At 72.4% G+C, this 22,500-nt stretch carries 24 protein-coding genes; 15 read left to right on the top strand and 9 right to left on the bottom strand.

Annotated elements, in window-relative coordinates; translation table 11 throughout:
* Nucleotides 1–24: 24 nt before the first annotated feature.
* From mqnE to AOM46_RS29590, 5 genes are all read left to right on the top strand, one after another.
* Nucleotides 25–1,191, top strand: a complete 1,167-nt coding sequence (mqnE, locus tag AOM46_RS29610) for an aminofutalosine synthase MqnE (protein WP_062217341.1) — start codon at nt 25–27, stop codon at nt 1,189–1,191.
* A gap of 4 nt (nt 1,192–1,195) precedes the next feature.
* Entirely contained in the window at nt 1,196–1,777 is a 582-nt protein-coding gene (locus AOM46_RS29605; RefSeq protein WP_078857318.1) for a GNAT family N-acetyltransferase, read from the top strand.
* A gap of 53 nt (nt 1,778–1,830) precedes the next feature.
* Nucleotides 1,831–2,217 carry a DUF4229 domain-containing protein gene (locus AOM46_RS29600; RefSeq protein WP_370592777.1) on the top strand — a complete coding sequence of 129 codons (387 nt, stop codon included), beginning with the start codon at nt 1,831–1,833 and terminating at the stop codon, nt 2,215–2,217.
* Between the two features lie 420 nt (nt 2,218–2,637).
* Nucleotides 2,638–4,017, top strand: coding sequence for a dicarboxylate/amino acid:cation symporter (locus tag AOM46_RS29595; RefSeq protein ID WP_078857317.1), 1,380 nt, complete (start codon nt 2,638–2,640; stop codon nt 4,015–4,017).
* A 314-nt stretch (nt 4,018–4,331) separates the two neighbouring features.
* Nucleotides 4,332–4,871 carry an ATP-binding protein gene (locus tag AOM46_RS29590; protein ID WP_234314111.1) on the top strand — a complete coding sequence of 180 codons (540 nt, stop codon included), beginning with the start codon at nt 4,332–4,334 and terminating at the stop codon, nt 4,869–4,871.
* Between the two features lie 668 nt (nt 4,872–5,539).
* Here AOM46_RS29590 and AOM46_RS29585 read toward each other — a convergent pair.
* Entirely contained in the window at nt 5,540–5,743 is a 204-nt protein-coding gene (locus tag AOM46_RS29585) for a cold-shock protein (RefSeq protein WP_062217329.1), read from the bottom strand.
* Between the two features lie 232 nt (nt 5,744–5,975).
* On the opposite strand from AOM46_RS29585, the gene AOM46_RS29580 reads away from it, so the two are divergent.
* Genes AOM46_RS29580 through AOM46_RS29570 form a run of 3 tightly spaced genes read left to right on the top strand, consistent with a single transcriptional unit; the run spans nt 5,976 to nt 8,364 of the window.
* On the top strand, nt 5,976–6,827 hold the full coding sequence (locus AOM46_RS29580) for a menaquinone biosynthetic enzyme MqnA/MqnD family protein (RefSeq protein ID WP_062217326.1): 852 nt from the start codon (nt 5,976–5,978) through the stop codon (nt 6,825–6,827).
* Nucleotides 6,827–8,056, top strand: a complete 1,230-nt coding sequence (locus AOM46_RS29575; protein ID WP_062217323.1) for a serine/threonine-protein kinase — start codon at nt 6,827–6,829, stop codon at nt 8,054–8,056. Before AOM46_RS29580 ends, AOM46_RS29575 begins: the two co-directional genes overlap by 1 nt.
* Nucleotides 8,011–8,364: a hypothetical protein gene (locus tag AOM46_RS29570; protein ID WP_062217320.1), complete on the top strand. Its 354-nt coding sequence runs from the start codon at nt 8,011–8,013 to the stop codon at nt 8,362–8,364. The genes AOM46_RS29575 and AOM46_RS29570 overlap by 46 nt, the downstream gene beginning before the upstream one ends.
* Nucleotides 8,365–8,382: 18 nt before the next feature.
* Here the strand turns inward: AOM46_RS29570 and AOM46_RS29565 are convergent, their stop codons facing one another.
* The gene (locus AOM46_RS29565) at nt 8,383–9,060 is read right to left on the bottom strand and encodes a DUF4232 domain-containing protein (protein WP_062217317.1); all 678 of its coding nucleotides are present in this window, start codon (nt 9,058–9,060) and stop codon (nt 8,383–8,385) included.
* Between the two features lie 246 nt (nt 9,061–9,306).
* Between AOM46_RS29565 and AOM46_RS29560 the strand changes: the two genes are divergently transcribed.
* Both AOM46_RS29560 and mqnC read left to right on the top strand, forming a co-directional pair.
* Nucleotides 9,307–10,431: a helix-turn-helix transcriptional regulator gene (locus AOM46_RS29560; protein WP_062217313.1), complete on the top strand. Its 1,125-nt coding sequence runs from the start codon at nt 9,307–9,309 to the stop codon at nt 10,429–10,431.
* A gap of 112 nt (nt 10,432–10,543) precedes the next feature.
* Nucleotides 10,544–11,734, top strand: a complete 1,191-nt coding sequence (gene mqnC, locus AOM46_RS29555) for a cyclic dehypoxanthinyl futalosine synthase (protein ID WP_062217310.1) — start codon at nt 10,544–10,546, stop codon at nt 11,732–11,734.
* Nucleotides 11,735–11,758: 24 nt separating this feature from the next.
* Here the strand turns inward: mqnC and AOM46_RS29550 are convergent, their stop codons facing one another.
* On the bottom strand, nt 11,759–12,277 hold the full coding sequence (locus AOM46_RS29550) for a hypothetical protein (RefSeq protein WP_062217307.1): 519 nt from the start codon (nt 12,275–12,277) through the stop codon (nt 11,759–11,761).
* A gap of 198 nt (nt 12,278–12,475) precedes the next feature.
* Nucleotides 12,476–13,051: a TerD family protein gene (locus AOM46_RS29545; protein ID WP_062217304.1), complete on the bottom strand. Its 576-nt coding sequence runs from the start codon at nt 13,049–13,051 to the stop codon at nt 12,476–12,478.
* 172 nt (nt 13,052–13,223) lie between these two features.
* Between AOM46_RS29545 and arfB the strand changes: the two genes are divergently transcribed.
* Complete coding sequence (gene arfB / locus AOM46_RS29540) at nt 13,224–13,658, top strand: alternative ribosome rescue aminoacyl-tRNA hydrolase ArfB (RefSeq protein WP_199824085.1); 435 nt, start codon at nt 13,224–13,226, stop codon at nt 13,656–13,658.
* Nucleotides 13,659–13,669: 11 nt separating this feature from the next.
* On the opposite strand, the gene AOM46_RS29535 is transcribed toward arfB, so the two are convergent.
* On the bottom strand, nt 13,670–14,170 hold the full coding sequence (locus AOM46_RS29535) for a flavin reductase family protein (RefSeq protein ID WP_062217299.1): 501 nt from the start codon (nt 14,168–14,170) through the stop codon (nt 13,670–13,672).
* Between the two features lie 303 nt (nt 14,171–14,473).
* Here AOM46_RS29535 and cdgB point away from each other — a divergent pair, with 303 nt between their 5' ends.
* Both cdgB and AOM46_RS29525 read left to right on the top strand, forming a co-directional pair.
* The gene (gene cdgB / locus AOM46_RS29530; protein WP_062217297.1) at nt 14,474–16,099 is read left to right on the top strand and encodes a diguanylate cyclase CdgB; all 1,626 of its coding nucleotides are present in this window, start codon (nt 14,474–14,476) and stop codon (nt 16,097–16,099) included.
* A gap of 263 nt (nt 16,100–16,362) precedes the next feature.
* Nucleotides 16,363–17,268 carry a hypothetical protein gene (locus AOM46_RS29525; protein ID WP_062217295.1) on the top strand — a complete coding sequence of 302 codons (906 nt, stop codon included), beginning with the start codon at nt 16,363–16,365 and terminating at the stop codon, nt 17,266–17,268.
* Here the strand turns inward: AOM46_RS29525 and AOM46_RS29520 are convergent.
* The 4 genes from AOM46_RS29520 to AOM46_RS29505 are packed head-to-tail and all read right to left on the bottom strand — an operon-like array spanning nt 17,249 to nt 21,278.
* A complete protein-coding gene (locus AOM46_RS29520; RefSeq protein WP_062217293.1) occupies nt 17,249–18,139 on the bottom strand; it encodes a ketose-bisphosphate aldolase in 891 nt (296 codons plus the stop codon). The genes AOM46_RS29525 and AOM46_RS29520 overlap by 20 nt on opposite strands.
* Nucleotides 18,136–19,353 carry an N-acetylglucosamine-6-phosphate deacetylase gene (gene nagA / locus AOM46_RS29515; protein WP_234314110.1) on the bottom strand — a complete coding sequence of 406 codons (1,218 nt, stop codon included), beginning with the start codon at nt 19,351–19,353 and terminating at the stop codon, nt 18,136–18,138. The genes AOM46_RS29520 and nagA overlap by 4 nt, the downstream gene beginning before the upstream one ends.
* Nucleotides 19,350–20,312 (bottom strand): ROK family protein, encoded by a 963-nt coding sequence (locus AOM46_RS29510; RefSeq protein ID WP_062217290.1) that lies wholly within the window; start codon nt 20,310–20,312, stop codon nt 19,350–19,352. The genes nagA and AOM46_RS29510 overlap by 4 nt, the downstream gene beginning before the upstream one ends.
* Nucleotides 20,313–20,354: 42 nt before the next feature.
* Nucleotides 20,355–21,278 carry an SIS domain-containing protein gene (locus AOM46_RS29505; protein ID WP_062217287.1) on the bottom strand — a complete coding sequence of 308 codons (924 nt, stop codon included), beginning with the start codon at nt 21,276–21,278 and terminating at the stop codon, nt 20,355–20,357.
* A gap of 98 nt (nt 21,279–21,376) precedes the next feature.
* Here AOM46_RS29505 and AOM46_RS29500 point away from each other — a divergent pair, with 98 nt between their 5' ends.
* A complete protein-coding gene (locus AOM46_RS29500) occupies nt 21,377–21,637 on the top strand; it encodes a DUF3263 domain-containing protein (RefSeq protein ID WP_062217284.1) in 261 nt (86 codons plus the stop codon).
* Between the two features lie 10 nt (nt 21,638–21,647).
* On the top strand, nt 21,648–22,469 hold the full coding sequence (gene otsB, locus AOM46_RS29495) for a trehalose-phosphatase (protein WP_078857329.1): 822 nt from the start codon (nt 21,648–21,650) through the stop codon (nt 22,467–22,469).
* Nucleotides 22,470–22,500 lie beyond the last annotated feature (31 nt).

The following is a 22,500-nucleotide window of genomic DNA, read 5'->3' as shown; positions in this document are numbered from 1 at the left end:
GACCGCACCCAGGAGGCGCAGGGCATGGACGTGGGGCTCAAGCGGGAGCTGGAGGAGAAGGTCCGGTCCGGGGAGCGGCTGTCCCGCGAGGACGGCATCGCCCTCTACGAGGCCGACGACCTGGCCTGGCTCGGCGGGCTGGCCCATGAGGTGCGCACCCGGAAGAACGGCGACGTCGTCTACTTCAACGTCAACCGCCATCTGAACATGACCAATGTGTGCACCGCCTCCTGCGCCTACTGCTCGTTCCAGCGCAAGCCGGGCGAGCAGGACGCCTACACCATGCGCATCGAGGAGGCCGTCCGGCTGGCCAAGGAGATGGAGGGCGACGGGCTGACGGAGCTGCATATCGTCAACGGCCTGCACCCCACCCTGCCCTGGCGCTACTACCCGAGGTCGCTGCGCGCGCTGAAGGAGACGCTGCCGGCCGAGGTCTCCCTCAAGGCCTTCACCGCGACCGAGATCCACCACTTCGAGACGATCTCCGGGCTGTCCGCCTCCGAGATCCTCGACGAGCTGATCGATGCCGGCCTTGAGTCGTTGACCGGCGGCGGCGCCGAGATCTTCGACTGGGAGGTCAGACAGCACATCGTCGACCACCGGACGCACTGGGAGGACTGGTCGCGCATCCACCGGCTGGCGCACTCCAAGGGCCTCAAGACCCCGTGCACCATGCTCTACGGGCATATCGAGGAGCCCAGGCACCGCGTCGACCATGTGCTGCGGCTGCGTGAGCTGCAGGACGAGACCGGCGGCTTCCAGGTCTTCATCCCGCTGCGCTACCAGCACGACTTCGTGGACATGAAGGACGGCAAGATCCGCAACCGGCTCCAGGCCAGGACCACCATGGCCTCGGGCGCCGAGGCGCTGCGCACGTTCGCCGTCTCCCGGCTGCTCTTCGACAACGTTCCGCATGTCAAGGTCTTCTGGGTGATGCACGGCGTGCAGACCGCCCAACTCGCCCTGCAGCACGGGGCGGACGACATGGACGGCTCGGTCGTCGAGTACAAGATCACCCATGACGCCGACAACTTCGGCACCCCAGACAAGCTCACCAGGGACGATCTGCTGGAGCTGATCAGGGACGCCGGGTTCCGCCCGCTGGAGCGCAACACCCGCTACGAGGTGGTGCGCGAGTACGACGGGCCCGACCCGGGGCGGCGCGAGGCCCCCCAGCCGATGCGGGTGTGAGGTCATGACCGAGGCAGCTACCCGGCCCCGTCCGCCCGCGCGCGGTGGTCCGCGCGAGGGCTGGCCGCGCTATGTGCTGGATCCGGCCCCCACCGCCGCGCTCTCCGAGGCCATCGCCGTGCTCTGGGCGGACGTGGTCAACGCCGGCGGCGCGGTCGGCTTCGTGCCGACGGTCACCCCGGAGGACGTCCGCCCCGCGCTGCGCCAGCACCTGGTGGGGATGGCCGAGGGCACCACGCGGCTGCTGATCGGCGTCACCGACCGGGGCACCCCCGTCGCCACCGCCTTTCTGCGCCGCAACAGCCACCGGCTGATGGGCCACTGGCAGTGGCTGAGCACCGTGATGGTGCATCCGGACTGGCAGGGCCGGGGCGCCGGGCGGGAGTTGATGGCCGCGGCCGCCTCGGCGGCCAGGGCGATCGACCCCGAGGTCGCCGGGATCCGGCTGACCTGCCGCTCCGGGCTCGGCCTGGAGAAGTTCTACGCCTCCTGCGGCTATCAGGAGGTCGGCCGCGTGCCGGGCGCGATCAGGGTCGGCGAGAACGACTACCGGGACGATGTCACGCTGTGGCTCCCCCTGGGATGACGGCGACGACGACGTGACGGTGACGACGACGTGACGGCGACGGCGGGGGCCCGGTGACCGGGACGGACGGGGCGCGGCTGCCGGCCGCGCGGACGCACAAGGACGACAGGGACAGGGGACAGGACATGACCGGCGACACCACGACGACCAGCGACCACTCCTGGTCGGCGACCCTGCGCTACACCGGGCTGCGGCTGGCCGTCTTCGCCGGCTGCTTCGCGGTGCTCGCGGTGCTCGCCTATGTCGGGGTGGTGCCCGAGTCCATCGGCAAGGCGAACCCGCTGTGGCTGGTGCTGCTCGCGCTGATCGTCTCGGCGCCGCTCAGCCTGGTGCTGCTGCGCGGCCAGCGGGACGAGATGTCGAGCCAGTTGGTGCCCAAGGTGGAGCGGGCCAAGGCCCGGCTCAACGCCAACCGGGACATGGAGGACGACGTCGCCTGACCCGGCGGGCGTGATCCCGCTCACCCGCTCGAACCCCCCTTCTCATGACGCCCGACCAGGGAATTCCCATCCCCGGTTGGGCGTTGCCACATGCCGGCACCGGACGCTCGTCGATCGGGTGAGAAGTCCGGAGTGTGCATGACCATGACGTATGGGGAGAGGGGTGCTACCGTGCTCCGCATGAAGACCGCAGCCGCGCCCGCTCCCCTGGTGAGCGTTCCGCTTGTCGCGCGCCTGCACATCGATCTCTGCCGCTGTCTCACCGCGGCCTGTCGCTGACACCTCGCACCCCCGAACCGTTCGGCGCCTCCGTGCGATCCGACTCCCCGCCTCGGCGCGGGGTGGTGCTTCCGCGCGGCTGACATCCCTGGCCACGATCGTTGCCCGATCCCCGTCTTCACCCCCGACCGGAGTGTTTCTGTGTCCTCCTCCCCTTCCTCCCCCTCCTCTCCCGTGCCCGATTCCCCCGGGTCCACGTCCGACGGTCGACGACGCATAGCCCTGCCTCCGTTCTGGGCACAGATCCTGGCCGGCCTGGTTCTCGGCCTGGTGCTGGGCTGGGTGGCCCGCGAGTGGTCCGTCGACTGGCTCGGCCGGACCCTCGACGAGATCGGCGGCACCTTCGTCCAGCTGCTGCGGCTGGCCGTCGGACCGCTGGTGTTCTTCGCCATCGCGGTGTCCATCACCAATCTGCGGCAGGTCTCCAACGCGGCCCGGCTGGCGGCCCGCACCCTGCTCTGGTTCCTGATCACCTCGCTGATCGCGGTGGCCATCGGCATCGCCATCGGGCTGATCACCAACCCGGGTTCCGGCTCGAAGCTGACCCCGGCCGACGGTGAGCTGCCGCAGAGCGAGGGCTCCTGGCTCGACTTCCTGACCGGCATCATCCCCTCCGACCCGGTCACCCCGTTCGCCGAACTCAACGTGCTGCAGATCGTGTTCATCGCCGCCGTGGTCGGCATCGCCGCGCTGAAGCTCGGTGACCGCGCCACCCCGCTGATCACCTTCGGCGAGACCGCGCTCGAACTGCTCCAGAAGGCGCTCTGGTGGGTCATCCGGCTGGCGCCGCTCGGCACCCTGGGCCTGATCGGCCGCTCCATCAACAACTATGGCTGGGATCTGCTCAGCGACTACGCCACCTTCACCGCCGGCGTCTATGTCGGCTGCCTCCTGGTGATCTTCGTCGTCTACCCGGCGCTGCTCTACCGGGCCGGCGGGCTCAGCCCGTTGCGCTTCTTCCGGGGGGCCTGGCCCGCGCTCCAGCTGGCCTTTGTCTCGCGCTCCTCGGTCGGCACCCTGCCCGTCACCCAGAAGGTCACCGAGCGGCTGGGCGTGCCGAAGGAGTACACCTCCTTCGCGGTGCCGTTCGGCGCCACCACCAAGATGGACGGTTGCGCCGCGATCTACCCGGCGCTGGCGGCGATCTTCGTGGCGGAGATCTTCGGCGTGAGCCTCGATGTGCAGGACTACCTGCTGATCGTCTTCGTCTCCGTGATCGGTTCGGCCGCCACTGCGGGCCTCACCGGCGCGACCGTGATGACCACGCTCACCCTCTCGACGCTGGGCCTGCCGCTTGAGGGCGTGGGTCTGCTGCTGGCGATCGACCCGATCCTGGACATGATCAGGACCGCGGCCAACGTCGCGGGCCAGGCCGTGGTCCCGGTGATCGTCGCCTCGCAGGAGGGGATCCTCGACCGGGAGAAGTACAACTCGGCGACCAGCTTCGAGATCAGCGATCTCGACGACACGGCGGCCGACGCGCCCCCCGCGCCCCCCGCCCCGCGTGAGCCGGCGAGCTGACGCGGCACCACCTCCCCCAACGACCCCCAACGGCCCCCACCGGCACATCCGTTGCCGGCCGGGGGCCGTTCGGCGTCCCCGGGGCCGTCCGCGAACGGCGCGGAACGGGGGCCATGGGGGAGCACGCACCCGCATCCCATGCATCACGTGAACCCCCCCGATGTGCGCGTGAACCCCCTTGTGCTCGTTCCCTGAAGGGGTGTGTCGGCTCTTGACTGGTTACCAGCTGATTCCCGCTGGTTCCCCGGAGCCGGTGGGCGACGACTGTTCACCGGGCCGGCCGCTGGAGGGGGACACCAATGACGTCGCCGGACATGAGAGACCTGGGAGGGACCCCCCAACTGGTGGCGCTGTCGATGCCGTTGGAGCCGGTGGCGCCGTCCAGCGGCTACCGGTTCCGCTCGATCGCGCTGATCGCGGACTATCCGGACACCCCCACCGCCGCCCGCCACACCGCGCGCCATGTGCTGGCCGAGTGGGGTCTGGAGCGGCTCGCCGACGATGTGGAGCTGTGCGTCTCCGAACTGGTCGGCAACGCCATCCACCATGCGACGCCCGACGGGCGGCACGTCCAACTGGCCGGCGCGCGGCGGGTGGTGGTGGCCTTCCGCTACTGGCCGCGTTCGCTGTTCGTCGAGGTCTCGGACGAGGACTCGACGCCGCCGACCCTGCCGGCGGGTGATCCGCTCGACCCGTCCAACGGCTCGGGCGACGCGCTGCTCGCCGAGGGCGGGCGCGGGCTGTTCATCGTGCAGAGCCTCGCCGACGCCACCTGGTGGGCACCGGTCGACCAGGGCGGCAAGAGCGTTTTCTGCCGATTCGACCTGGGCGGCGGCCCGACGGGAATCGAGTGAACTCCCGGTGGAAAGCGACCGGTTCCAGCCAGCCGACAGCGGCAGCGACTGGCTTGAAAGCAGCGCTCAGGTGATACGGCACACCCGCCGGAGCGGCTCGACGGCGGGAGTGCCGTGTGCCAAGAACTCTGACGTGAGCACGCCCCGGCCGCAAGAGGACCGGCGAGGATCCGGATGTGAGCCCCGTCGCATAGCAGAGCGTGGCGCCCCAACTCCCCACGGGGCGGGCCCGGTTGACGCGCCGCCGTCCCGTTCGGGGGCCGGGCGGGGCCGGGCCGGGGCAGGGCTTGTCGGCCGCCGGCACCCCGGGTCCGGCTGGCGGGTTGGCGACGGTCACGCCCCGGCGGCGGCTTCGGGTCCGGGGGCCGCCGCCCAGGGGCAGCGCAGCGCGGTCCCGCATTCCCTTCCCGCCGGGAACGCGGCCCTATCGGAAGGCCCCGAATCCGGGAATGTCGACCACCGGCGCGCGCGGAATCCCGGGACTCCGCACCCGTTGATGCCGAACGAACTCCCCCGACACCGAGAGCCTTTCACCGCAAAACGGATACGCGGGACGGGAAAGCGGAGCGCGGCCTTCCCATAAGGCGCCGGACTTCGTCACGTTCGGGAAAACAGAAGCCCCTGTCGGTGAGGACAGGGGCTTCTTGGGTTACGCCGAAGAACTGGCGTCAGACCACATTGACATTCTCTGCCTGGGGGCCCTTCGGACCCTGGGTGACGTCGAAGGTCACGGCCTGGCTCTCCTCAAGAGAACGAAAACCGGTGGCGTTGATTGCGGAGTAGTGAACGAAGACATCAGGGCCGCCGCCATCCTGGGCGATGAAGCCAAAGCCCTTCTCGGCGTTGAACCACTTGACGGTTCCGGTAGCCATAAGCCCTCCCTGGGCCTAAAAGGGTCGCCCTGCTCCAGAACCTGCATGAAGCCTGAAAACGACGAAAGCCCGCGGTCACATGCTCCGCAGGCTCGTACTGCAAGGGAAACCAAACTGCAACTCGGCGCGAGCCTAGCACGGGGTGTGCACGGTCGGAAGAGCAGAGATCACCCGTCGGGTGGACCTGTCCCTGAACGTTGGCTCGCACGACCTGAGGCGTACCCTCCCTTAGGTGACTACACACCACCAGAATCGCCCTCGTGTCGGCCACATCCAGTTCCTCAACTGCCTCCCCCTCTACTGGGGCCTCGCGAGGACCGGCACCCTGCTGGATCTGGAGCTGGCCAAGGACACTCCCGAGCGGCTCGGCGAGCGGCTGGTGGCGGACGAGCTGGACATGGGCCCTGTTTCGCTCATGGACTTCCTCGGCCACACCGACGATCTGGTGGCCCTCTCCGATATCGCCGTGGGCTGCGACGGCCCGGTGATGTCCTGTGTGATCGTCTCCCAGGTGCCCCTGGAGGAGCTGGACGGTGCCCGGGTGGCGCTCGGCTCCACCTCGCGCACCTCGGTGCGGCTGGCCCGGCTGCTGCTGGCCGAGCGCCACGGCGTGAGCCCCGACTACTACACCTGCCCGCCCGATCTCGGCCTGATGATGCGGGAGGCCGAGGCCGCCGTGCTGATCGGCGACGCCGCGCTCCGCGCCTCGCTGCACGACGCGCCCCGACTCGGCCTCGAAGTCCACGATCTGGGCCGCATGTGGCACGAGTGGACGGGACTCCCCTTCGTCTTCGCGCTCTGGTGCGTGCGCCGCGACTATCTGGAGCGGCATCCGGAGACCGTCCGCGAGGTGCACCGCGCCTTTCTCGCCTCCCGGGACCTCTCCCTGGCCGAGGTCGGCAAGGTCGCCGAACAGGCCGCGCGCTGGGAGGACTTCGACGCCGAGGTGCTGGAGCGCTACTTCACCACCCTGGACTTCCGGCTGGGCGAGCGGCAGCTGGCCGGCATGGCCGAGTTCGCCCGCCGGATGAACCTGGGCGGCAACCACCGGGTGGAGCTGTTGGACGCGCCGGAGCCGCGTTGATGGACCCGCTGACCGAGGAGGATCCGGCCGTCGTCGGCGCCTACCGGCTGCTCGGCCGGCTGGGCCGGGGCGGCATGGGCCGGGTCTATCTGGGGCGCAGCGCCGGCGGCCGCACCGTCGCCGTCAAACTGGTGCATCCGCATATCGCGGCCGACGAGCGGTTCCGGGCCCGGTTCGCCAGGGAGGTGGCCGCCGCCCAGCTGGTCGGCGGCGACTGGACGGCGCCGGTGCTGGACGCCGATCCGCAGGCCGAGGTGCCCTGGGTGGCCACCGGCTATGTCGCCGGCCCCGATCTGGAACGGGCGGTGGCCGCGTATGGCGCGCTCCCGCCGCACACGGTCCGGGCGTTGGGCGCCGGCCTCGGCGAGGGGCTGGCCGCGGTGCACCGCCACGGGCTGGTGCACCGCGACGTCAAACCGTCCAATGTGCTGCTGGCGCTGGACGGCCCCCGGCTGATCGACTTCGGCATAGCCAGGGCGACGGAGGAGACGACGGCCCGGCTGACCACCACCGGGGTCTCCGTCGGCTCGCCCGGCTATATGTCGCCCGAGCAGGTGCTGGGCCGGGAGCTGACCCCGGCCACCGACGTGTTCTCCTTCGGCGCCGTGCTGGCCTTCGCCGCCGGTGGCCGGCCGCCGTTCCCCGGGGACAGCGCGGCCCAGCTGCTCTACCGGGTGGTGCACGAACCGCCCGAGCTCGACGCGGTGCCCGCCGCATCGCGGGAGCTGATCGCCGCCTGCCTGGACAAGGACCCGACCCGTCGGCCCACGCCCCTTGAGGTCGCCGGGGCGTGCGCCGGGGCGCCCGGCGCCGCGGGGCTGGTCGGCCCCGGCTGGCTGCCGCAGCCGGTGGTCGAGGAGGCCAGCCGGCACGCGGTGCGGCTGCTGGATCTGGACACCGGCCAGGCCCCCGCCCGGACCGGGCCGGTCGGCGGCCCCCCGCCGGTGCCCCCCGCCCTCGCCCCCGTCTACTCGCACACCGTCGCCGCGCCCACGCCCGGCACCCCGTACCCGCCCACCGCCCCGCCGCCCGCCGGCTCGTACGGGCCGGCCACCCCGCCGGCGGCCGGGCCGCGTCGGCGCGGCCGGCTGGTCCTGGCGCTGCTCCTGGGCCTCGCCCTGGTGGCCGCCGCCGTGGTCGGCGGCACGCTGCTGCTCGCGACGACGAGGAGGACCCGCGCGAGGTGCCCGCGTCCTACCTCGGCGAGTGGACCGGCAACGCGACGATGAACGGGATGCCGATCGGCACGGTCACCGTCGACCTCTCCGAGGGCCGGATCGACGAGGTGGTGGGCACCGTCGCGGCCGCCGACGCCATCGGCCTGTCGCTCTGCGTGGACGAGCTGACCCTGCGGGCGGTGGCCGAAGGACAGCTGACGTTCCAGGCCGAACTCGACGCCAGCCGCTCGAACTTGAGCGCCGCCTGCCACTCCGAGCCCTATGACTTCGTGCTGCGCCCGGTCGCCGACGGCCAGCTGGCCTTCAATGGCTATGCCGAGGACAACTCCTACGAGGGCGTCGCCGACCGCCGGGGCTAGGCGCCAGGCCCTGTCCCGCTACCAGACAAGGGCCTCGTCCAGCGACGGCAGCCAGTAGGTGACGGCCGCCGTTTCGTCGAGGTACAGCTCGTCGCCCGGCAGCGACAGGTGCACCGTCCCGCCCGTCGATCCGCCGTTCGCGGCCGCGAACGAGAGGGTGAGCGATGTCACGGTGAATCCGTCCGTCGCCTCGGCGGACGAGGTGATCACGCCGGCGTAGGCCGACTCGCCCGGACCCAGCGCGGTCACGCTCCCCGGCCGGCTGTCCTCGACGAACGGCAGCGGGGCCTGCGCGTTCTCGAAGCCCAGGAACGGCCCGTGGTAGGCGAAGCAGTCCGCTTCGCCGGTGTTGGTGACGGTCAGCAGCAGATGGTTGATGGGCCGTTCCACCGGGGAGACGGTCACCTCGGTGTTCGCATCCGTGCAGGGCGCGGTGTCAGCCCCGCTCTCGCCAGCGCCGCCCTCCAGGGTGCCCTGCCCCGGCTCCACACCGGTGTCGTCGCTCTCGTCGGGCTCGCCCGGGGGCTCGTCAGAGGGCTCGTCCGACGCGTCGTCCACCACATCGGCGCCCCCGTCGGAGCCGCCGCTGCCCTGGGTGACGTCCTCGTCCTCACAGGCGGTCAGGGCGAGGGCGGCGACGGCGGCCATGGCGGCGACCAGGGTCCGGGTGCGGCGGCGGAGCGGGCTGGCGTTCATGAGGGGCTGCTTCCTTCGAGTGGGATATCGGCTGGGATATCGGCTGGGATATCGGCGCGGCCCGAGGGCCGGTGCGACCGAATCCGGCGAGGTCGTTCGCCGGACGACCACAGGTTGGGCCGGATTCCGTCCCGGCCACCAGCGCCGCCGGCCGGGACGGGAGGCCGGGACATTCGAACCCTCCGTGAGCTGGAAGGATGGCGGGCGCGTCGAATGCCGAGCCGGGACGCGGAACCAGGGGGAGAGATGGCCACGGACGCGGAGATCGCCGATCTCGCGGCGCTGCTCGCGGAGTTGAAGGGCCGCTCCGGGCTGAGCTACGGCACGCTGGCCAAGCGCCTGCATCTGAGCCCGTCGACGCTGCACCGCTACTGCAAGGGGGAGGGACTGCCCCCGGAGTTCGCGACGGTGGAGCGGTTCGCGCGGCAGTGCCGGGCGACGCCGGAGGAGCTGGTGGAGCTGCACCGCCGCTGGATCGCGGCCGACACCGCGCGCGAGCGGCAACGGGAACGCCGCGCCGCCCCGGATCCCGAACCTGAGCCCCCGGCCGCGCCGCCCGCGCCGCCCGCCCGGGCCGAGCAACCGCCCGAGCAACCGGCCGAGCAACCGCCCGAGCGGCCGCGATGGCGCCGCGCGCCGGTCGTCGTCGGCGCCGCCGCCGCGGCCGCCGCCCTGACGCTGACCGCGGGGCTGCTGTTCGCCCTGCGCGAGGACGGGACGGATCCGAAGGATCCGGTGCGGCCGCCTCCGCCGGCCGCCGGCGACGAGCCGGCGCCCGTCTCCGTGGCCGTCCGCCCCCACGCGTTCGAAGGCCCCTGCGGCAACCACTACCTCGTCGACGCCGACCCCGAGTCCGTCCCCCCGCCGCCGCACGAGCCCGAAGCGCCCGGCTGGGCCCGCGCGATGGGCGCCGTCCCGGCCGGGGAGCAGTATGTCGAGCTGACCGTCCAGGGCACCGGCGAGGGGACGGTGGTCCTCCAGGACCTCCATGTCCGCGTCACCAGGGCCGACGAACCGCTGCCCTGGAACCTCTACACCGGCTACAGCGCCTGCGGCGGCGGCCCCGTCGACACCGCCGCCTTCGACGTCGACCTGGACGCGGTGACGCCGGGCCCGACCGCCCGCGCCGGCCAGCCCGAACTGCCGCTGTGGGTGGACGAGTCGGACCCGTTGGTCCTCTATGTCACCGCGCACACCGAGGAGCATGACGTCGACTGGTACCTGGAGCTGGCCTGGTCGAGCGGCGACCGCGAGGGCGTGCTGGTGATCGACGACGAGGGCGAGCCGTTGCGCACCAGCGCCACCAGCGGCCAGACCGGGTGGTCCTTCATGCTGGGCGGCACCGACTGGTACGAGAGCCCCGAGGGCTGACCGGCACGCCCGGCCACACGCCCCGGCCGCACCGGGTCGCCGGAAGTGGCTGGCGTACGCTGGAACGGCCGTGACATGGCCGAACGGCCGTCGAACCGTCGGAGGGAACGTGATGGGCGCCGAGTTCGCCAGCGTGCTGGACCGTGCCGCCGAGGGCGGGCGGATCACCCCCGAGGAGGCGCTGGACCTCTACCGCTCCGCGCCGTTGCACGCGCTGGGGCAGGCGGCCGACGCCGCGCGCCGGCGGCGCTACGCCGGGGTGGAGCACATCGCCACCTACATCATCGAGCGCAACATCAACTACACCAACGCCTGTGTCACGGCCTGCAAGTTCTGCGCCTTCTACGCCCCGCCCAAGAGCGACAAGGTGTGGACCAGGGATCTGGACGACATCCTGCGCCGCTGCGCGGAGACGGTGGCGCTGGGCGGCACCCAGATCATGTTCCAGGGCGGCCACCACCCGGACTTCGGCGTGGAGTACTACGAGGAGCACTTCTCGGCCATCAAGAAGGCGTTCCCCGAGCTGGTGATCCACTCGCTGGGCGCCTCCGAGGTGGCCCATATGGCGCGTATCTCGGGCGTCACCGCGGAGGAGGCGATCCGCCGGCTGAGCACGGCCGGCCTGGACTCGTTCGCCGGCGCCGGGGCCGAGCTGCTGCCCGCGAGGGCGCGCACGGCCATCGCTCCGCTCAAGGAGTCCGGCGAGGAGTGGCTGGAGATCATGGAGACGGCGCACCGCCTGGGCGTCGAGTCCACGGTCACCATGCTGATGGGCACGGGGGAGACCAACGCCGAGCGGATCGAACATCTGCGGATGGTGCGCGAGGTGCAGGACCGCACGGGCGGGTTCCGCGCGTTCATTCCCTATACCTACCAGCCGGAGAACAACAAGCTGCGGGGCCAGACCCAGGCGACGCTCTTCGAGTATCTGCGGATGATCGCGATCGCCCGGATCTTCCTGGACAACGTGGCGCATATCCAGGGCTCCTGGCTGACCACGGGCAAGGAGGTCGGCCAACTCTCCCTGCACTACGGGGCGGACGATCTCGGCTCGGTGATGCTGGAGGAGAACGTGGTCTCCTCGGCGGGCGCCAAGCACCGTTCCAACCGCATGGAGTTGATCCAGCTGATCCGCTCCGCCGGCCGGGTGCCGGCCCAGCGGGCCACCACCTACGAGCATCTGGTGGTGCACGACGATCCGGCGCTCGACCCGGTCGACGACCGGGTGGTGTCACATCTCTCCTCCACCGCCATCGAGGGCGGCACCGCACATCCCGAACTGCGCCTGATCGAGGCGAACTAGCCGGCCGGCCCTGTCCGGCCGGCGTCAGCGGTACCGCCCGGTGAGGTCGGCGGGCACCGTCTCGGCGGTGAGCCGGTCGCGGAGCGCGGTCTGGAAGGCGCGGGCGCTGGACGCGTCCGCCGGATTGTCGAACTCCAGCAGCGGCAGGTTCACTTCGGCGGCCGAGATGGCGTCGTCCTGCGTCTCGTTCCAGCGGACGATCTCGGCGATCGCCTCGGAAGCGGCATAGGAGGCGGGGGTGATCCGGCGGAAGTCCGGGTGGATCCGGGCGACGCCGTCCTCGCCGAGCACCATGGGCCGAGTCGGCGGCACCACCAGGAACTTGGGCCAGGCGTCGTAGTGCGTGTTCTCGATGATCTGGGCGCGATCCCAGCGCGGTCGCCCGCCGAGGCGGGGGAAGGCGTGCACGCCCGCCACCACCATCGCGTCCACCGGCATGGCGGAGCGCCACCCCAGATGGAACGTCACCTCGGGGCCGGCCACGCGCGCCCGTCGCCAGGTGTCGAGCGTCGCCGCCTTCCGCGAGGTGATGACGATCTGCATGGGCCCATACCCTTCAGTACGGGAATGGGGAAGGCAAGTACCCATGCCGCACGGGGGAATTCTCGCCGCGATTGCCCCCGGGCCCGGCGGGCGCCCCGGCCTTGGGCGTGCCAGGGCGCGTCGGGCCGGACGCGTCCCGGCGCTGGGGCGGGGACGCGTCCGGCCGGTCGACGGGCGATCAGCCGGAGACCGGGGGACTCAGACGTTGACGCCGAAGTCCTGGGCGATACCGGCCAGGCCGGAGGCGTAGCCCTGGCCGACGGCGCGGAACTTCCACTCGGCGCCGTTGCGGTACAGCTCGCCGAAGACCATGGCGGTCTCGGTGGAGGCGTCCTCGGTGAGGTCGTAACGGGCCAGCTCGACGCCGTCCGCCTGGTTGACCACGCGGATGAAGGCGTTGCGGACCTGGCCGAAGTTCTGACCGCGGTTGTCGGCGTCGTGGATCGACACCGGGAAGACGATCTTGTCGACCTCGGGCGGCAGACCGGCGAGACCGACCTTGATCTGCTCGTCGTCGCCCTCGCCCTCGCCGGTGAGGTTGTCCCCGGTGTGCTGGATGGTGCCATCGGGGGTGGCGAGGTTGTTGTAGAAGATGAAGTGCTGGTCCGACACGATCTTGCCCTCGGCGTTCACGCCCAGGGCGCTGGCGTCGAGGTCGAAGTCGGTACCGGTGGTGGTGCGGACATCCCAGCCCAGGCCGACGGTGACCGCGGTCAGGCCCGGAGCCTCCTTGCTCAGCGAGACGTTGCCACCCTTGGACAGGCTCACACCCATGGAGATATCCCCTTAGTACGGATCGTTCAGGGTCTTCTTTGCGAAGACGTTACCCTCACTGTCCCCAACGATGTCAGCCGAGCGCCGGTTCCACAGCGGCTTGGGTGAAACGTGAGTTGACCGTGGGAAAACCGATATGCGTCCCGGGGGCGGACGCGGGAACATGGAACGTATGTCCGGTCCTTACCTCATCCGTGATGCGGTCAGCCTCCCCGAGTCGGAGTTGCGCTGGCGGTTCTCGCGCGCCTCGGGGCCGGGCGGTCAGCATGTCAACACCTCTGACACCCAGGTCGAGTTGCGCTTCGACGTGGCGGCCTCCCGGGCGCTGCCCGAGGTCTGGAAGGAGCGCGCCCTGGCCCGTCTCGCCGGTCGGTTGACGGAGTCGGGGACGCTGGTGGTGCGCGCCAGCGAGCACCGCTCCCAGTGGCGGAACCGCGAGGCGGCCGCGCAGCGGTTGGTCGGGCTGCTGGCCGAGGCCACCGAGCCGCCGCCACCGGCGCGTCGCGCCAAGAAGAAGCCGCGCTCCCTGGTGGAGCGCCGGCTGCGGGAGAAGCGGCGCCGTGCCGAGCTGAAGAAGGGGCGCACCGGCCGCGCCCAGTGGGACTGACGGTCCGGGCCTTAGCCCAGGCGGCGGTAGGCGCCCCGGTAGTAGAGCAGCGGCTCGCCCGTCTCGACCGGCACCCCGGCGCGCAGCACCCGCGCGATCAGCAGGGTGTGGTCGCCGGCGAGGACGCGGCTCTCGGTGCGGCACTCCAGCGTGGCCAGGGCCCCCTTCACCAGCGGCGCGCCGGTGAACTCGCCGAGCACATGGGGCACCTCCTGGAAGAGCAGCCGGTCGCTGAGCCGGCCGCTCATCGCGAACCGCCCCGCGGTGACGCGCTGCTCCTGGCCCAACAGCGAGGCGGCCCAGAGGGGTTGGGCCTCAAGGATCTCGTCCATCCGGGAGCCGGTGCGCACGCTGGCCAGCACCAGCGGCGGTGCCAGGGAGACGGAGAGAAACGCCGTCGCCGTCATCCCGGCGGGGGCGCCGCGCGGGCCCTCGTCCTCGTCGTGCGCGGTGATCAGCACCACGCCGCCGGCGAGCCTGGCCATCGCTCCTCGGAACTCCTCCTCGCTCACCCCCTCAGCATGCGCGACGGGCCCGGCGGACGCCGTCGGGGGCGGGACGGGGGCGACGGGGGGCGCGGGGCGCCGGGCTGGAAGAGACACCCCGGCACGCTAACGTCCCGACCCCCGGGCCGGCATCGGGCCGGGGAACCAGGGCTTTGTGGGGGCTCGTCCTACATCGCGCGACGGAACCTGCTCGCAGTGTGACATGAGTCACAGTAGGCTACTAATCGCTGACCCTGTGTACCTAGTGGGCAGCTCCCTGTGATTCAGTGGCCTCAGTATCTGCACGTGCATTTCGCGCCCGGGGGAGTGATGGAAACGGAGACGGAGCCCTATGTGCGCCTTGCCTCGCTGCGGGAGTTGCACCAGGTCGTCGCTCAGCTGAACACCGCCCGAAGCATGGCGGACACCCTGCAGACCATCGCCGACGGCACCGTGACCGCGCTCGGCTTCGAGCTGGCCTCGGTCAATGTGGTCAGGCCCGACGGAAACCTCCTGGTCGCCGCCGTGGCCGGCAGCGACCGTGTCGAGACCGACAAGGCCGAGGCGGCCATCGCCGGCCGCACCGGCTCCCGGGAGTCCTGGGACCGCCGGCTCAACATGGGCGAGCGCTGGGGCGAACTCCGCTTCATCCCGTACACCGAGGGCTGGGTGCTGGACCACGACGACGTCCCCCAGTGGCACACCACGGGGCCCGCCCCCCGCTACCCCGACGAGTGGCATCCGATGGACCGCCTCTTCGCGCCGATGTACGCCTCGGACGGAGAGCTGCTCGCCGTCCTTGAGGTCGACAAGCCGCGCAACGGCCGCCGTCCGGGGCCCTGGGGCTGCGAGGCGCTCCAGCTCTACGCCTCCCAGGCCGCCATCGCCATCAGCAACGCCAGGCTGCGCGGCAACATGCAGCGCGCGCTGGTCCGCCTGGAACGCGAACAGCAGGCGCTGCGGGCCAGCGAGGAGAGCTTCCGGCAGGCGTTCGAGTACGCGCCGAGCGGGATGGCGATCGCCGAGGTCGGCGGTGACAGCGACGGCCGGCTGCTCCGGGTGAACGACGCGCTCTGCCGGCTGCTCGGCCGCACCGCCGCCGCGCTGCGCCGCTACAGCTTCCACGATCTGGTGCACCCCGAGGACCGGGCGGTGCTGCTCGCCACCACCAACGACGGCGGCCGCGCCGAGCTGCGGCTGGCCCGCAACGACGGCTCCTATGTGTGGGTCAGCCTGCGCAACTCCGTGGTGGCCGACTCGGCGGCCGGGCCGCAGGTGCAGCTCACCCATGTCGAGGACATCGAGGACCGCAAGCGGCACGAGCTGGCCCTCGCCCATCGCGCCAGCCACGACTCGCTCACCGGGCTGCCCAACAGCGCTGAGCTGCGCGCCCGGCTGAGCAGCCGGATCTGCACCAGCCCGCCGCATCTCCATGTCCCGATGCCGACCGGCCCCGGGGCGGTGACGGCCACGTTCTTCGACGAGTCGGCCTACGCCCGCACCCACGCCTTCGACCACCACGAGCACGTCTGCCAGCCGGACGCCCCCGGCAGCGACGGCAAGGGCCTGGCCGTGCTCTTCTGCGATCTGGACGGCTTCAAGTCGATCAACGACCAGTTCGGCCATGTCTGCGGCGACGCGGTGCTGGTCGAGGTGGCGCGCCGGCTGGAGCAGGGGGTCAGGGACAACGACACGGTGGCCAGGCTCGGCGGCGACGAGTTCGTGGTGCTGGCCGAGGGCCTGCGCCCCTCGGACGCGGCGGATCTGGCCATGCGGCTGCGTGGCTCGATCATGCCCCCGATCCGGGTCGAGGGCCGTGGCGTGCGGGTGGGCGCCAGCTTCGGCATCGGCTGGGCCGCCTGCGGGATGACGACCGAGGAGGTCCTGGAGTCGGCGGACCAGAGGATGTACGTGGAGAAGCGCGCCCGCGCCCAGGGCCGACGCCGGGCCAGCTGACCGGCCGCCCACCCCCGGGGGGCGCGACCCGGGGGGCGCGACCGTTCGCGACCGGAACAGCTTCCGTCCGCGAACGACTCCGAACGTTCTCGCGCGTTCCCCGCACGTTCCTCGCGCGTTTTCGCACGTCCCGCGCGGGTCCCCGCCGGCCCCCGGCGGGGACCTCGCCGTCTGGACCGGGGCTTCGCCCGAACGGGGTAGGCTCGCCCGCAGCAGGATGGGGTGGGGCATGTGGTATCGCAGCAACGAAGGAGCGGCAGTCGATGAGCGCGGGGAACACCGGCCAGGGAACGCCTGACGAGGGCGACGACCCGTTCGCCTACCTCTATCGACCCGAGGGCGGAGCGGCGGGCCAGCAGCCGGTGGCCCCCCGGCAGCCCTCGTACAACCAGGTGCGCCCGGTGGGGGAGCGCACCTTCGGCGGACAGCAGGGCTACCGGCAGCAGCCGTCGCCCGACGCGCGCTATGCCGCGCCCGAGACCCAGGGCGGTGGCGGCTACGGCGGCCCGCCCGACCGGCGCAGGCCGGATCAGGACTCCCGCCGCAACGGGCTGCTGGTCGGCGCCATCGCGGTGGTGCTCGCCGTGGTGCTGGGCGTCGGCGCGGCCATCCTGTTCAGCGGCGACGACGAGGGCGACGACCAGGCGAACGGCGGCGAGACCACCGAGCCGACCGACGACGGCGAGGGCGAGGACGAGGGCTCGACCGAGGGCGAGACGGATCCGGATCCCAGCGAGGATCCGGAGCCCGAGGAGCTGCCCACCGCCGACATCACCCAGCTCGCGCTCGGCGGCGGCGCCGCGCTGGAGGCCACCTTCGACGGGGCCCGCTCGGACTCCGGCTCCTATATCGCGCTGGAGGGCCGCCAGGGCGCCACCATCAACTGGTCCTTCGACTTCGAGGGCGAGCCGGGCATGTACTACCTCTACACCGGCTACTCGGCGATCAGCGACGATCAGACCCTGTCGTTCTCGATCAATGGCACGCCCAGGGAAGACCCGGTCAATCTGCGGGACTACAACACCAACAGCGACGAGTGGGACGACAGCTGGGTGCGCACCTTCAACCAGGTCGAGCTGGTGCGCGGTCAGAACAGCATCCAGTTCACCTGCGACAGCTCCTGCGACGTGGCCATCGACCAGCTCTTTGTCACGGACGAGCAGCTGTAGCCGATCCGGCGGCCGGCGGGGCCTGCCCCAGCACCGTCAGCAGCCGGGCCACCGTCGCCGTCATGGCCTCGCGTCCCTCGGTCAGATAGGGGCGCGGGTCGACCAGCGCGGTGTCGGCCGTCAGTCGTTTTCTGACGGCGGCGGTCAGCGCGATGTTCAGCGCCGTGCCGATGTTGACCTTGGTCATGCCGGCGCCTATCGCCCGCCGCAGTTCGTCGTCCGGCACCCCTGAGGAGCCGTGCAGCACCAGCGGCACCGCCACCGAGCCGCGTAACCTCGCGATCAGCCGATGGTCGAGCCGGGCGTCCCGCTCGGTCATCGCATGACTGCTGCCCACCGCCACCGCCAGCGCGTCCACGCCGGTGGCCCGCACGAACTCCGCCGCCTCGACCGGATCGGTGCGCACCCCGGGGCGGTGCGCGTCGCCCGGCTTGCCGCCGATCCGGCCCAACTCGGCCTCGACCAGCAGCCCGTGCTCCCGCCCGAAACGCACCGTCGCCGCCGTGGCCGCGACGTTCTCCGCCGCCGGCAGCCGCGAGCCGTCGAACATCACCGAGCCGAACCCGGCCTCGGGCGCCGCCCGCAGCAGCGCCCGGCCCAGCGGTCCCTCGTCCAGATGATCCAGATGCAGCGCCAGCGCGGTGGGCGCCTCCGCCGCCACCGCCCGCAGCGCGGCGGCCAGCGGGGCCAGCCGGCCGCCGTGGTGGGCCACGGCGTTCTGCGACAGCTGGAGCACCGCCGGCGCCCCGACCCGCGCCGCCCCGGCCGCCACCGCCTGCGCGTGCTCCAACGTGATCACGTTGAACGCGGCCAGCGCGGCGCCCCGGCGCCGCGCGTCGGCCAACAGCTCCCGGCAGCCGGCGAGCGTCACGGCCGCACCACCCACTCGCCCTTGCGGACCACCCCGACCAGCTCGAAGTCGGCGTCCAGCACCACCAGATCGGCGTCCTTGCCCGCCTTGATCGACCCCACCCGGTCGGCCACCCCGAGCAGCCTCGCCGGCGTGCCGGACAGCGACCGCGACACCTCGGCGACGGGCAGCCCGTCCACCGTCACCGACCGCTGGAAGGCCCGGTCCAGGGTCAGCGTGGAGCCGGCGATGGCGCCGGTGCCCGGCGGCGTGCCGGCGTCCGTGATCCGCGCCACCCCGTCGAGCACCTCCACCCGCAGCGGACCCAACGGGTAACTGCCGTCGCCCATCCCGGCCGCGCCCATCGCGTCGGTGATCAGCGCCACCCGGTCGGCGCCCGCGGAACGGAACGCCAACGCCAGTACGGACGGGTGCAGATGGGTGCCGTCGTTGATCAGCTCGACGGTGACCCGTTCGTCCTCCAGCAGCGCGGCGATCGGCCCCGGCGCCCGATGGGCCAGCTGCGGCATCGCGTTGAACAGATGGGTGGCCACCGTGGCGCCGGCGTCGACGGCCCGCCGCGTCACCTCGTACGAGGCGTCGGTATGGCCGACGGCCGCGATCACCCCGAGGTCGCGCAGCAGCCGCACCGAGTCGAGACCGCCGGGCCGCTCGGGCGCCAGGGTCACCATCCGCGCCGTGCCCCTGGCCGCTTCGACCAGCTTGCGCACATCCGCCGGATCCGGATCCCGCAGCAACGTGGGATCGTGCGCGCCACAGCGGTTCTCGGCGATGAACGGGCCCTCGAAGTGCAGCCCGGCCAGATCGCCCTGCTCCACCAGCTCCGACAACGCCCCCGCCTGCGCCGCCAGATCGTCCAGCGCGCCGGTCACCGTGGAAGCGACCAGGGTGGTGCTGCCGTGCGCCCGATGGGTCGCGACCACCCGCAGCGCCTCCTCCGCCGTGCCGGCCGAGAACGAGGCGCCGCCGCCGCCGTGCACATGGAGATCGACGAACCCGGGCACCAGCCAGTGCCCCGACAGATCGACCGCGCCGTGCTCCTCCGGGGCCCCCGGATCGCCGGGCGCCGGGCGGACCTCGGCGATCCGCCCGCGCTCGACGGTGACCGAGGCCCCGTCCCACACCCCGTCCGGGGTCACCACTCTGGCGCCGGCGAGCACCAGGGCCCTGGTGTCCGAGGTGTTGTCGGCCGGCTGGTCGGCGATACGGGTCACGGGGAAACCTCCGCGGTGTGGGGGAGTTGACTGTGGTCCCAGGCGAGCAGGCCGGCGCCGAGGCGCCCGGCGGCCTCCCCGAGCGCGGCGGGCACCACGGCGGGAAGTCGTTGGAAGGTGGCCTTGGCGGCCAGCGCGGAACGGAGCGGATCGAGCAGGATCTCGCCGGCCTCGCCGAGACCGCCGCCCACGATCACCACCTCCGGGTCCAGCAGGTTGACGGCGACCAGCAGGCCGTCGGCCAACGCCTCCACGGCGTCACGCCAGACGGCCAGGGCCCGCCCGTCCCCTGCGGCCACCGCCCTGGCCGCGTCCGCCGCGCTGGCGCCCGCCGCCCCCGACGCCTCGGCCCAGGCCCGGCCGACGGCCGAGGCGGACGCCAGCGTCTCCAGACAGCCATGGCCACCGCAGCCGCAGCGCGGGCCACCGGGGCGCACGACCACATGCCCGATCTCGCCCGCGCCCCCGTGCGCCCCCGGCTCCATCCGGCCGCCGACGCCGATGGCCCCGGCGATCCCGGTACCGAGCGCCACAAAGAAGAAACGGCCGACGCCGGCCCCGGCGCCCAGCCGTCCCTCGGCCAGGCCACCGGCCCGCACATCGTGGGTCAGCGCCACCGGGACCCCGCCGAGCCGTTCCGACACCAGCCGGGCCAACGGCACATCGCGCCAGCCCAGGTTGGCGCTGTAACTCGCCAGGCCGGCGGCCTCGTCCACCACGCCCGGCACCGCCAGGCCCACGGCCACCGGAGGGCCGCCGCACCGGGCGCGGCCCTCCTCGGCCAACTCGGCGGCGAAGTCCAGGATCCCGGCCACCACCGCCTCAGGCCCGCCGGTCGCCGTGTCGCGGCGCGCGCGGAACAGCGGCTCGTTGTCGGGATCGGTCAACGCGGCCTTGAGCGTGGTGCCCCCGATATCGAGGGCGATCACATAGTTCGCTTGCTGCTCCTGGAGACTCACACGCGCAAGTCTCGCCCGGAAGAGGGGAAGAGGTCTAGTCCACTAACGCAAGATCACCGAACGAGTGAGCCCGCGCGGCCGATCCGGATCGAGCCCACGCGCCTCGGCCACCGCCACCGCGAGCCGCTGCGCCAGCACCAGACCGGCCAACGGATCCCCCTCCGCCGGGCCGAGCAACGAGCCACCCGCGGACCGCACCCGCTCCGACACCCCCTCCGGGGCCGCGTCGAACAGCCACACCACCCGACCCCGCCCGGCGATCGCGATCGGCCCGTGCCGGTACTCCATCGACGGATACGCCTCCGTCCAACCCCCGGCCGCCTCACGCAACTTGAGCGCCGCCTCCAACGCCAGACCATAGGTCCAACCACTGCCGAGAAACGTCCACTGCCCGGCCGCCAGCGCCGAATCGGGCAACGGCCGCCCCAACGCCGACTCGGCGTCCAGCGCCGCGTCGACCACCGGCGGCAGACCGCTGCCGGCCGGCTCCAAAGCGGCCCGCAGAAACGCCAACGCCGTGGTCGCGAACACCGTCTGCACCACCGACCGCTCGTCCGCCCAGTCCAACACCACGGTATGCGTGGCGGCTTGACCGACCGGCGTGGCACCGTCCGCCGTCAACGCCAGCACCGGAACGTCCGGCCGCGCGGCCCGCACCGCCGTCAACAGCCGCGCCACCTCGGTCGTGGTACCGGAACGCGAGATCGCCACCACCCGCTCGTACGTCCGGGACACCGGGAACGCGGACGCCGGGAACGCGTCCGTCTCCCCCTGCCCGGCCGCCTCGCGCAGCGCGGCATAGGCCAACGCCATGAACCACGAAGTGCCGCAGCCCGTCACCGCCACCCGCTCCCCGGGACGCGGCAACGCCCCGTCGGGCGCGGCCAGCGCCGCCTCGGCGGCCCGCCGCCAGGCGTCGGGCTGGGCGGCGATCTCGGCGGCGGTGAGGCTGCTGTCGAACGGCATCCTGACTCCTCCCTTTCATCGGTCTCGTCGGTCTCGTCGGTCTCGTCGTTGTCGTCGACGGGGGCGCCGCTGTCGGTCCCCCTGGTTAACATGCCCGGATGAGTGAGGAATCGGACAGACCGGGAGACGGGGCGGGTGATCTCGCCGAACGGGACCGCGCGGTCCTCGCGGTCGAGCGCGACTCCTGGCCGGGCCCCGGCGCGAAGGAGCGCGCGATACGCGAACGGCTCGGCATCTCGCCGACCCGCTACTACCAGCTGCTGAACGCCCTGTTGGACGATCCCCGGGCGCTGGCCCACGATCCGGTGACGATCAACCGACTGCGACGCCGTCGCGACGCCAAGCGAGCACGACGGTAAGGTCATGTACATGGGCACACTTCCCGTTCCCGCCACGGAATCCGGCCGCGCCGGGCTCGCCGCGCTGCTCGACCGGCCCTCCTCCGCACTGATCGCCTGTGACTTCGACGGCACCCTGGCCCCCATCGTCGCCGACCCCGAACAGGCCAGGGCCCACCCCGACGCCCTCCCCGCGCTCGCCCGGCTCGCCGGCCGGGTCGCCGTCCTCGCCGTGGTCACGGGGCGGCCCGCCGAGGTGGCCGTCCGCCTCGGCGGCTTCGCCGACCACCCCGAGCTGAGCGGACTGATCGTCCTCGGCGCGTACGGCGCGGAACGCTGGGACGCGGCCACCGGCCGGCTGCACACCCCACCACCGCACCCCGGCGTCGCCGCCGCCCGCGCCGAACTGCCGCAACTGGTCGCCGCGAGCGGCGCGTTCATCGAGGACAAGGGCAACGCGCTCGCCGTCCACACCCGGCGCGCCGCCGACCCCCCGGGCGCGTACGAGGCGCTGCGCGCCCCCCTGGACGAGCTGGCCGCCCGCCATGAGCTGACCGTCGAACCGGGCCGCCTCGTCCTTGAACTGCGCCCCGGCGGCATGGACAAGGGCGCCGCGCTCACCGCGCTGGCGCGCGAGACCAAGGCCGGATCGCTGCTCTACGCCGGCGACGACCTCGGCGACCTCCCGGCCTTCGCCGCCGTCGCGGCCCTCGCCGCGGAGGGGGTGCCGGGGCTGCGCGTCTGCAGCGGGAGTGCGGAGGTCTCCGCCCTGACCGAGGCGACGGACCTCACGGTCCCAGGACCGGCAGGCGTCGCCGCCCTCCTCACCACCCTCGCCGACCACCTCCCCTGACCCGGCCGGTTTTCCCCACCCACCCGCCCTC

It is taken from the genome of Streptomyces sp. NBRC 109706, assembly GCF_000974485.1.
GTDB lineage: Bacteria > Actinomycetota > Actinomycetes > Streptomycetales > Streptomycetaceae > Streptomyces.
This window is presented reverse-complemented; position numbering and strand designations above follow the sequence as displayed.

What these genes read in the sequence shown, in the direction of transcription:
- AOM46_RS29585 (WP_062217329.1), bottom strand. Translation starts at nt 5,743, where the DNA reads ATGGCTACCGGAACCGTCAAGTGGTTCAACGCCGAGAAGGGCTTTGGC.
- AOM46_RS29500 (WP_062217284.1), top strand. Translation starts at nt 21,377, where the DNA reads ATGAGTGAGGAATCGGACAGACCGGGAGACGGGGCGGGTGATCTCGCC.
- AOM46_RS29590 (WP_234314111.1), top strand. Translation starts at nt 4,332, where the DNA reads ATGAGAGACCTGGGAGGGACCCCCCAACTGGTGGCGCTGTCGATGCCG.
- AOM46_RS29605 (WP_078857318.1), top strand. Translation starts at nt 1,196, where the DNA reads ATGACCGAGGCAGCTACCCGGCCCCGTCCGCCCGCGCGCGGTGGTCCG.
- arfB (WP_199824085.1), top strand. Translation starts at nt 13,224, where the DNA reads ATGTCCGGTCCTTACCTCATCCGTGATGCGGTCAGCCTCCCCGAGTCG.
- AOM46_RS29565 (WP_062217317.1), bottom strand. Translation starts at nt 9,060, where the DNA reads ATGAACGCCAGCCCGCTCCGCCGCCGCACCCGGACCCTGGTCGCCGCC.
- mqnE (WP_062217341.1), top strand. Translation starts at nt 25, where the DNA reads ATGGACGTGGGGCTCAAGCGGGAGCTGGAGGAGAAGGTCCGGTCCGGG.
- AOM46_RS29560 (WP_062217313.1), top strand. Translation starts at nt 9,307, where the DNA reads ATGGCCACGGACGCGGAGATCGCCGATCTCGCGGCGCTGCTCGCGGAG.
- mqnC (WP_062217310.1), top strand. Translation starts at nt 10,544, where the DNA reads ATGGGCGCCGAGTTCGCCAGCGTGCTGGACCGTGCCGCCGAGGGCGGG.
- otsB (WP_078857329.1), top strand. Translation starts at nt 21,648, where the DNA reads ATGGGCACACTTCCCGTTCCCGCCACGGAATCCGGCCGCGCCGGGCTC.
- AOM46_RS29575 (WP_062217323.1), top strand. Translation starts at nt 6,827, where the DNA reads ATGGACCCGCTGACCGAGGAGGATCCGGCCGTCGTCGGCGCCTACCGG.
- AOM46_RS29525 (WP_062217295.1), top strand. Translation starts at nt 16,363, where the DNA reads ATGAGCGCGGGGAACACCGGCCAGGGAACGCCTGACGAGGGCGACGAC.
- AOM46_RS29505 (WP_062217287.1), bottom strand. Translation starts at nt 21,278, where the DNA reads ATGCCGTTCGACAGCAGCCTCACCGCCGCCGAGATCGCCGCCCAGCCC.
- AOM46_RS29545 (WP_062217304.1), bottom strand. Translation starts at nt 13,051, where the DNA reads ATGGGTGTGAGCCTGTCCAAGGGTGGCAACGTCTCGCTGAGCAAGGAG.
- AOM46_RS29550 (WP_062217307.1), bottom strand. Translation starts at nt 12,277, where the DNA reads ATGCAGATCGTCATCACCTCGCGGAAGGCGGCGACGCTCGACACCTGG.
- cdgB (WP_062217297.1), top strand. Translation starts at nt 14,474, where the DNA reads ATGGAAACGGAGACGGAGCCCTATGTGCGCCTTGCCTCGCTGCGGGAG.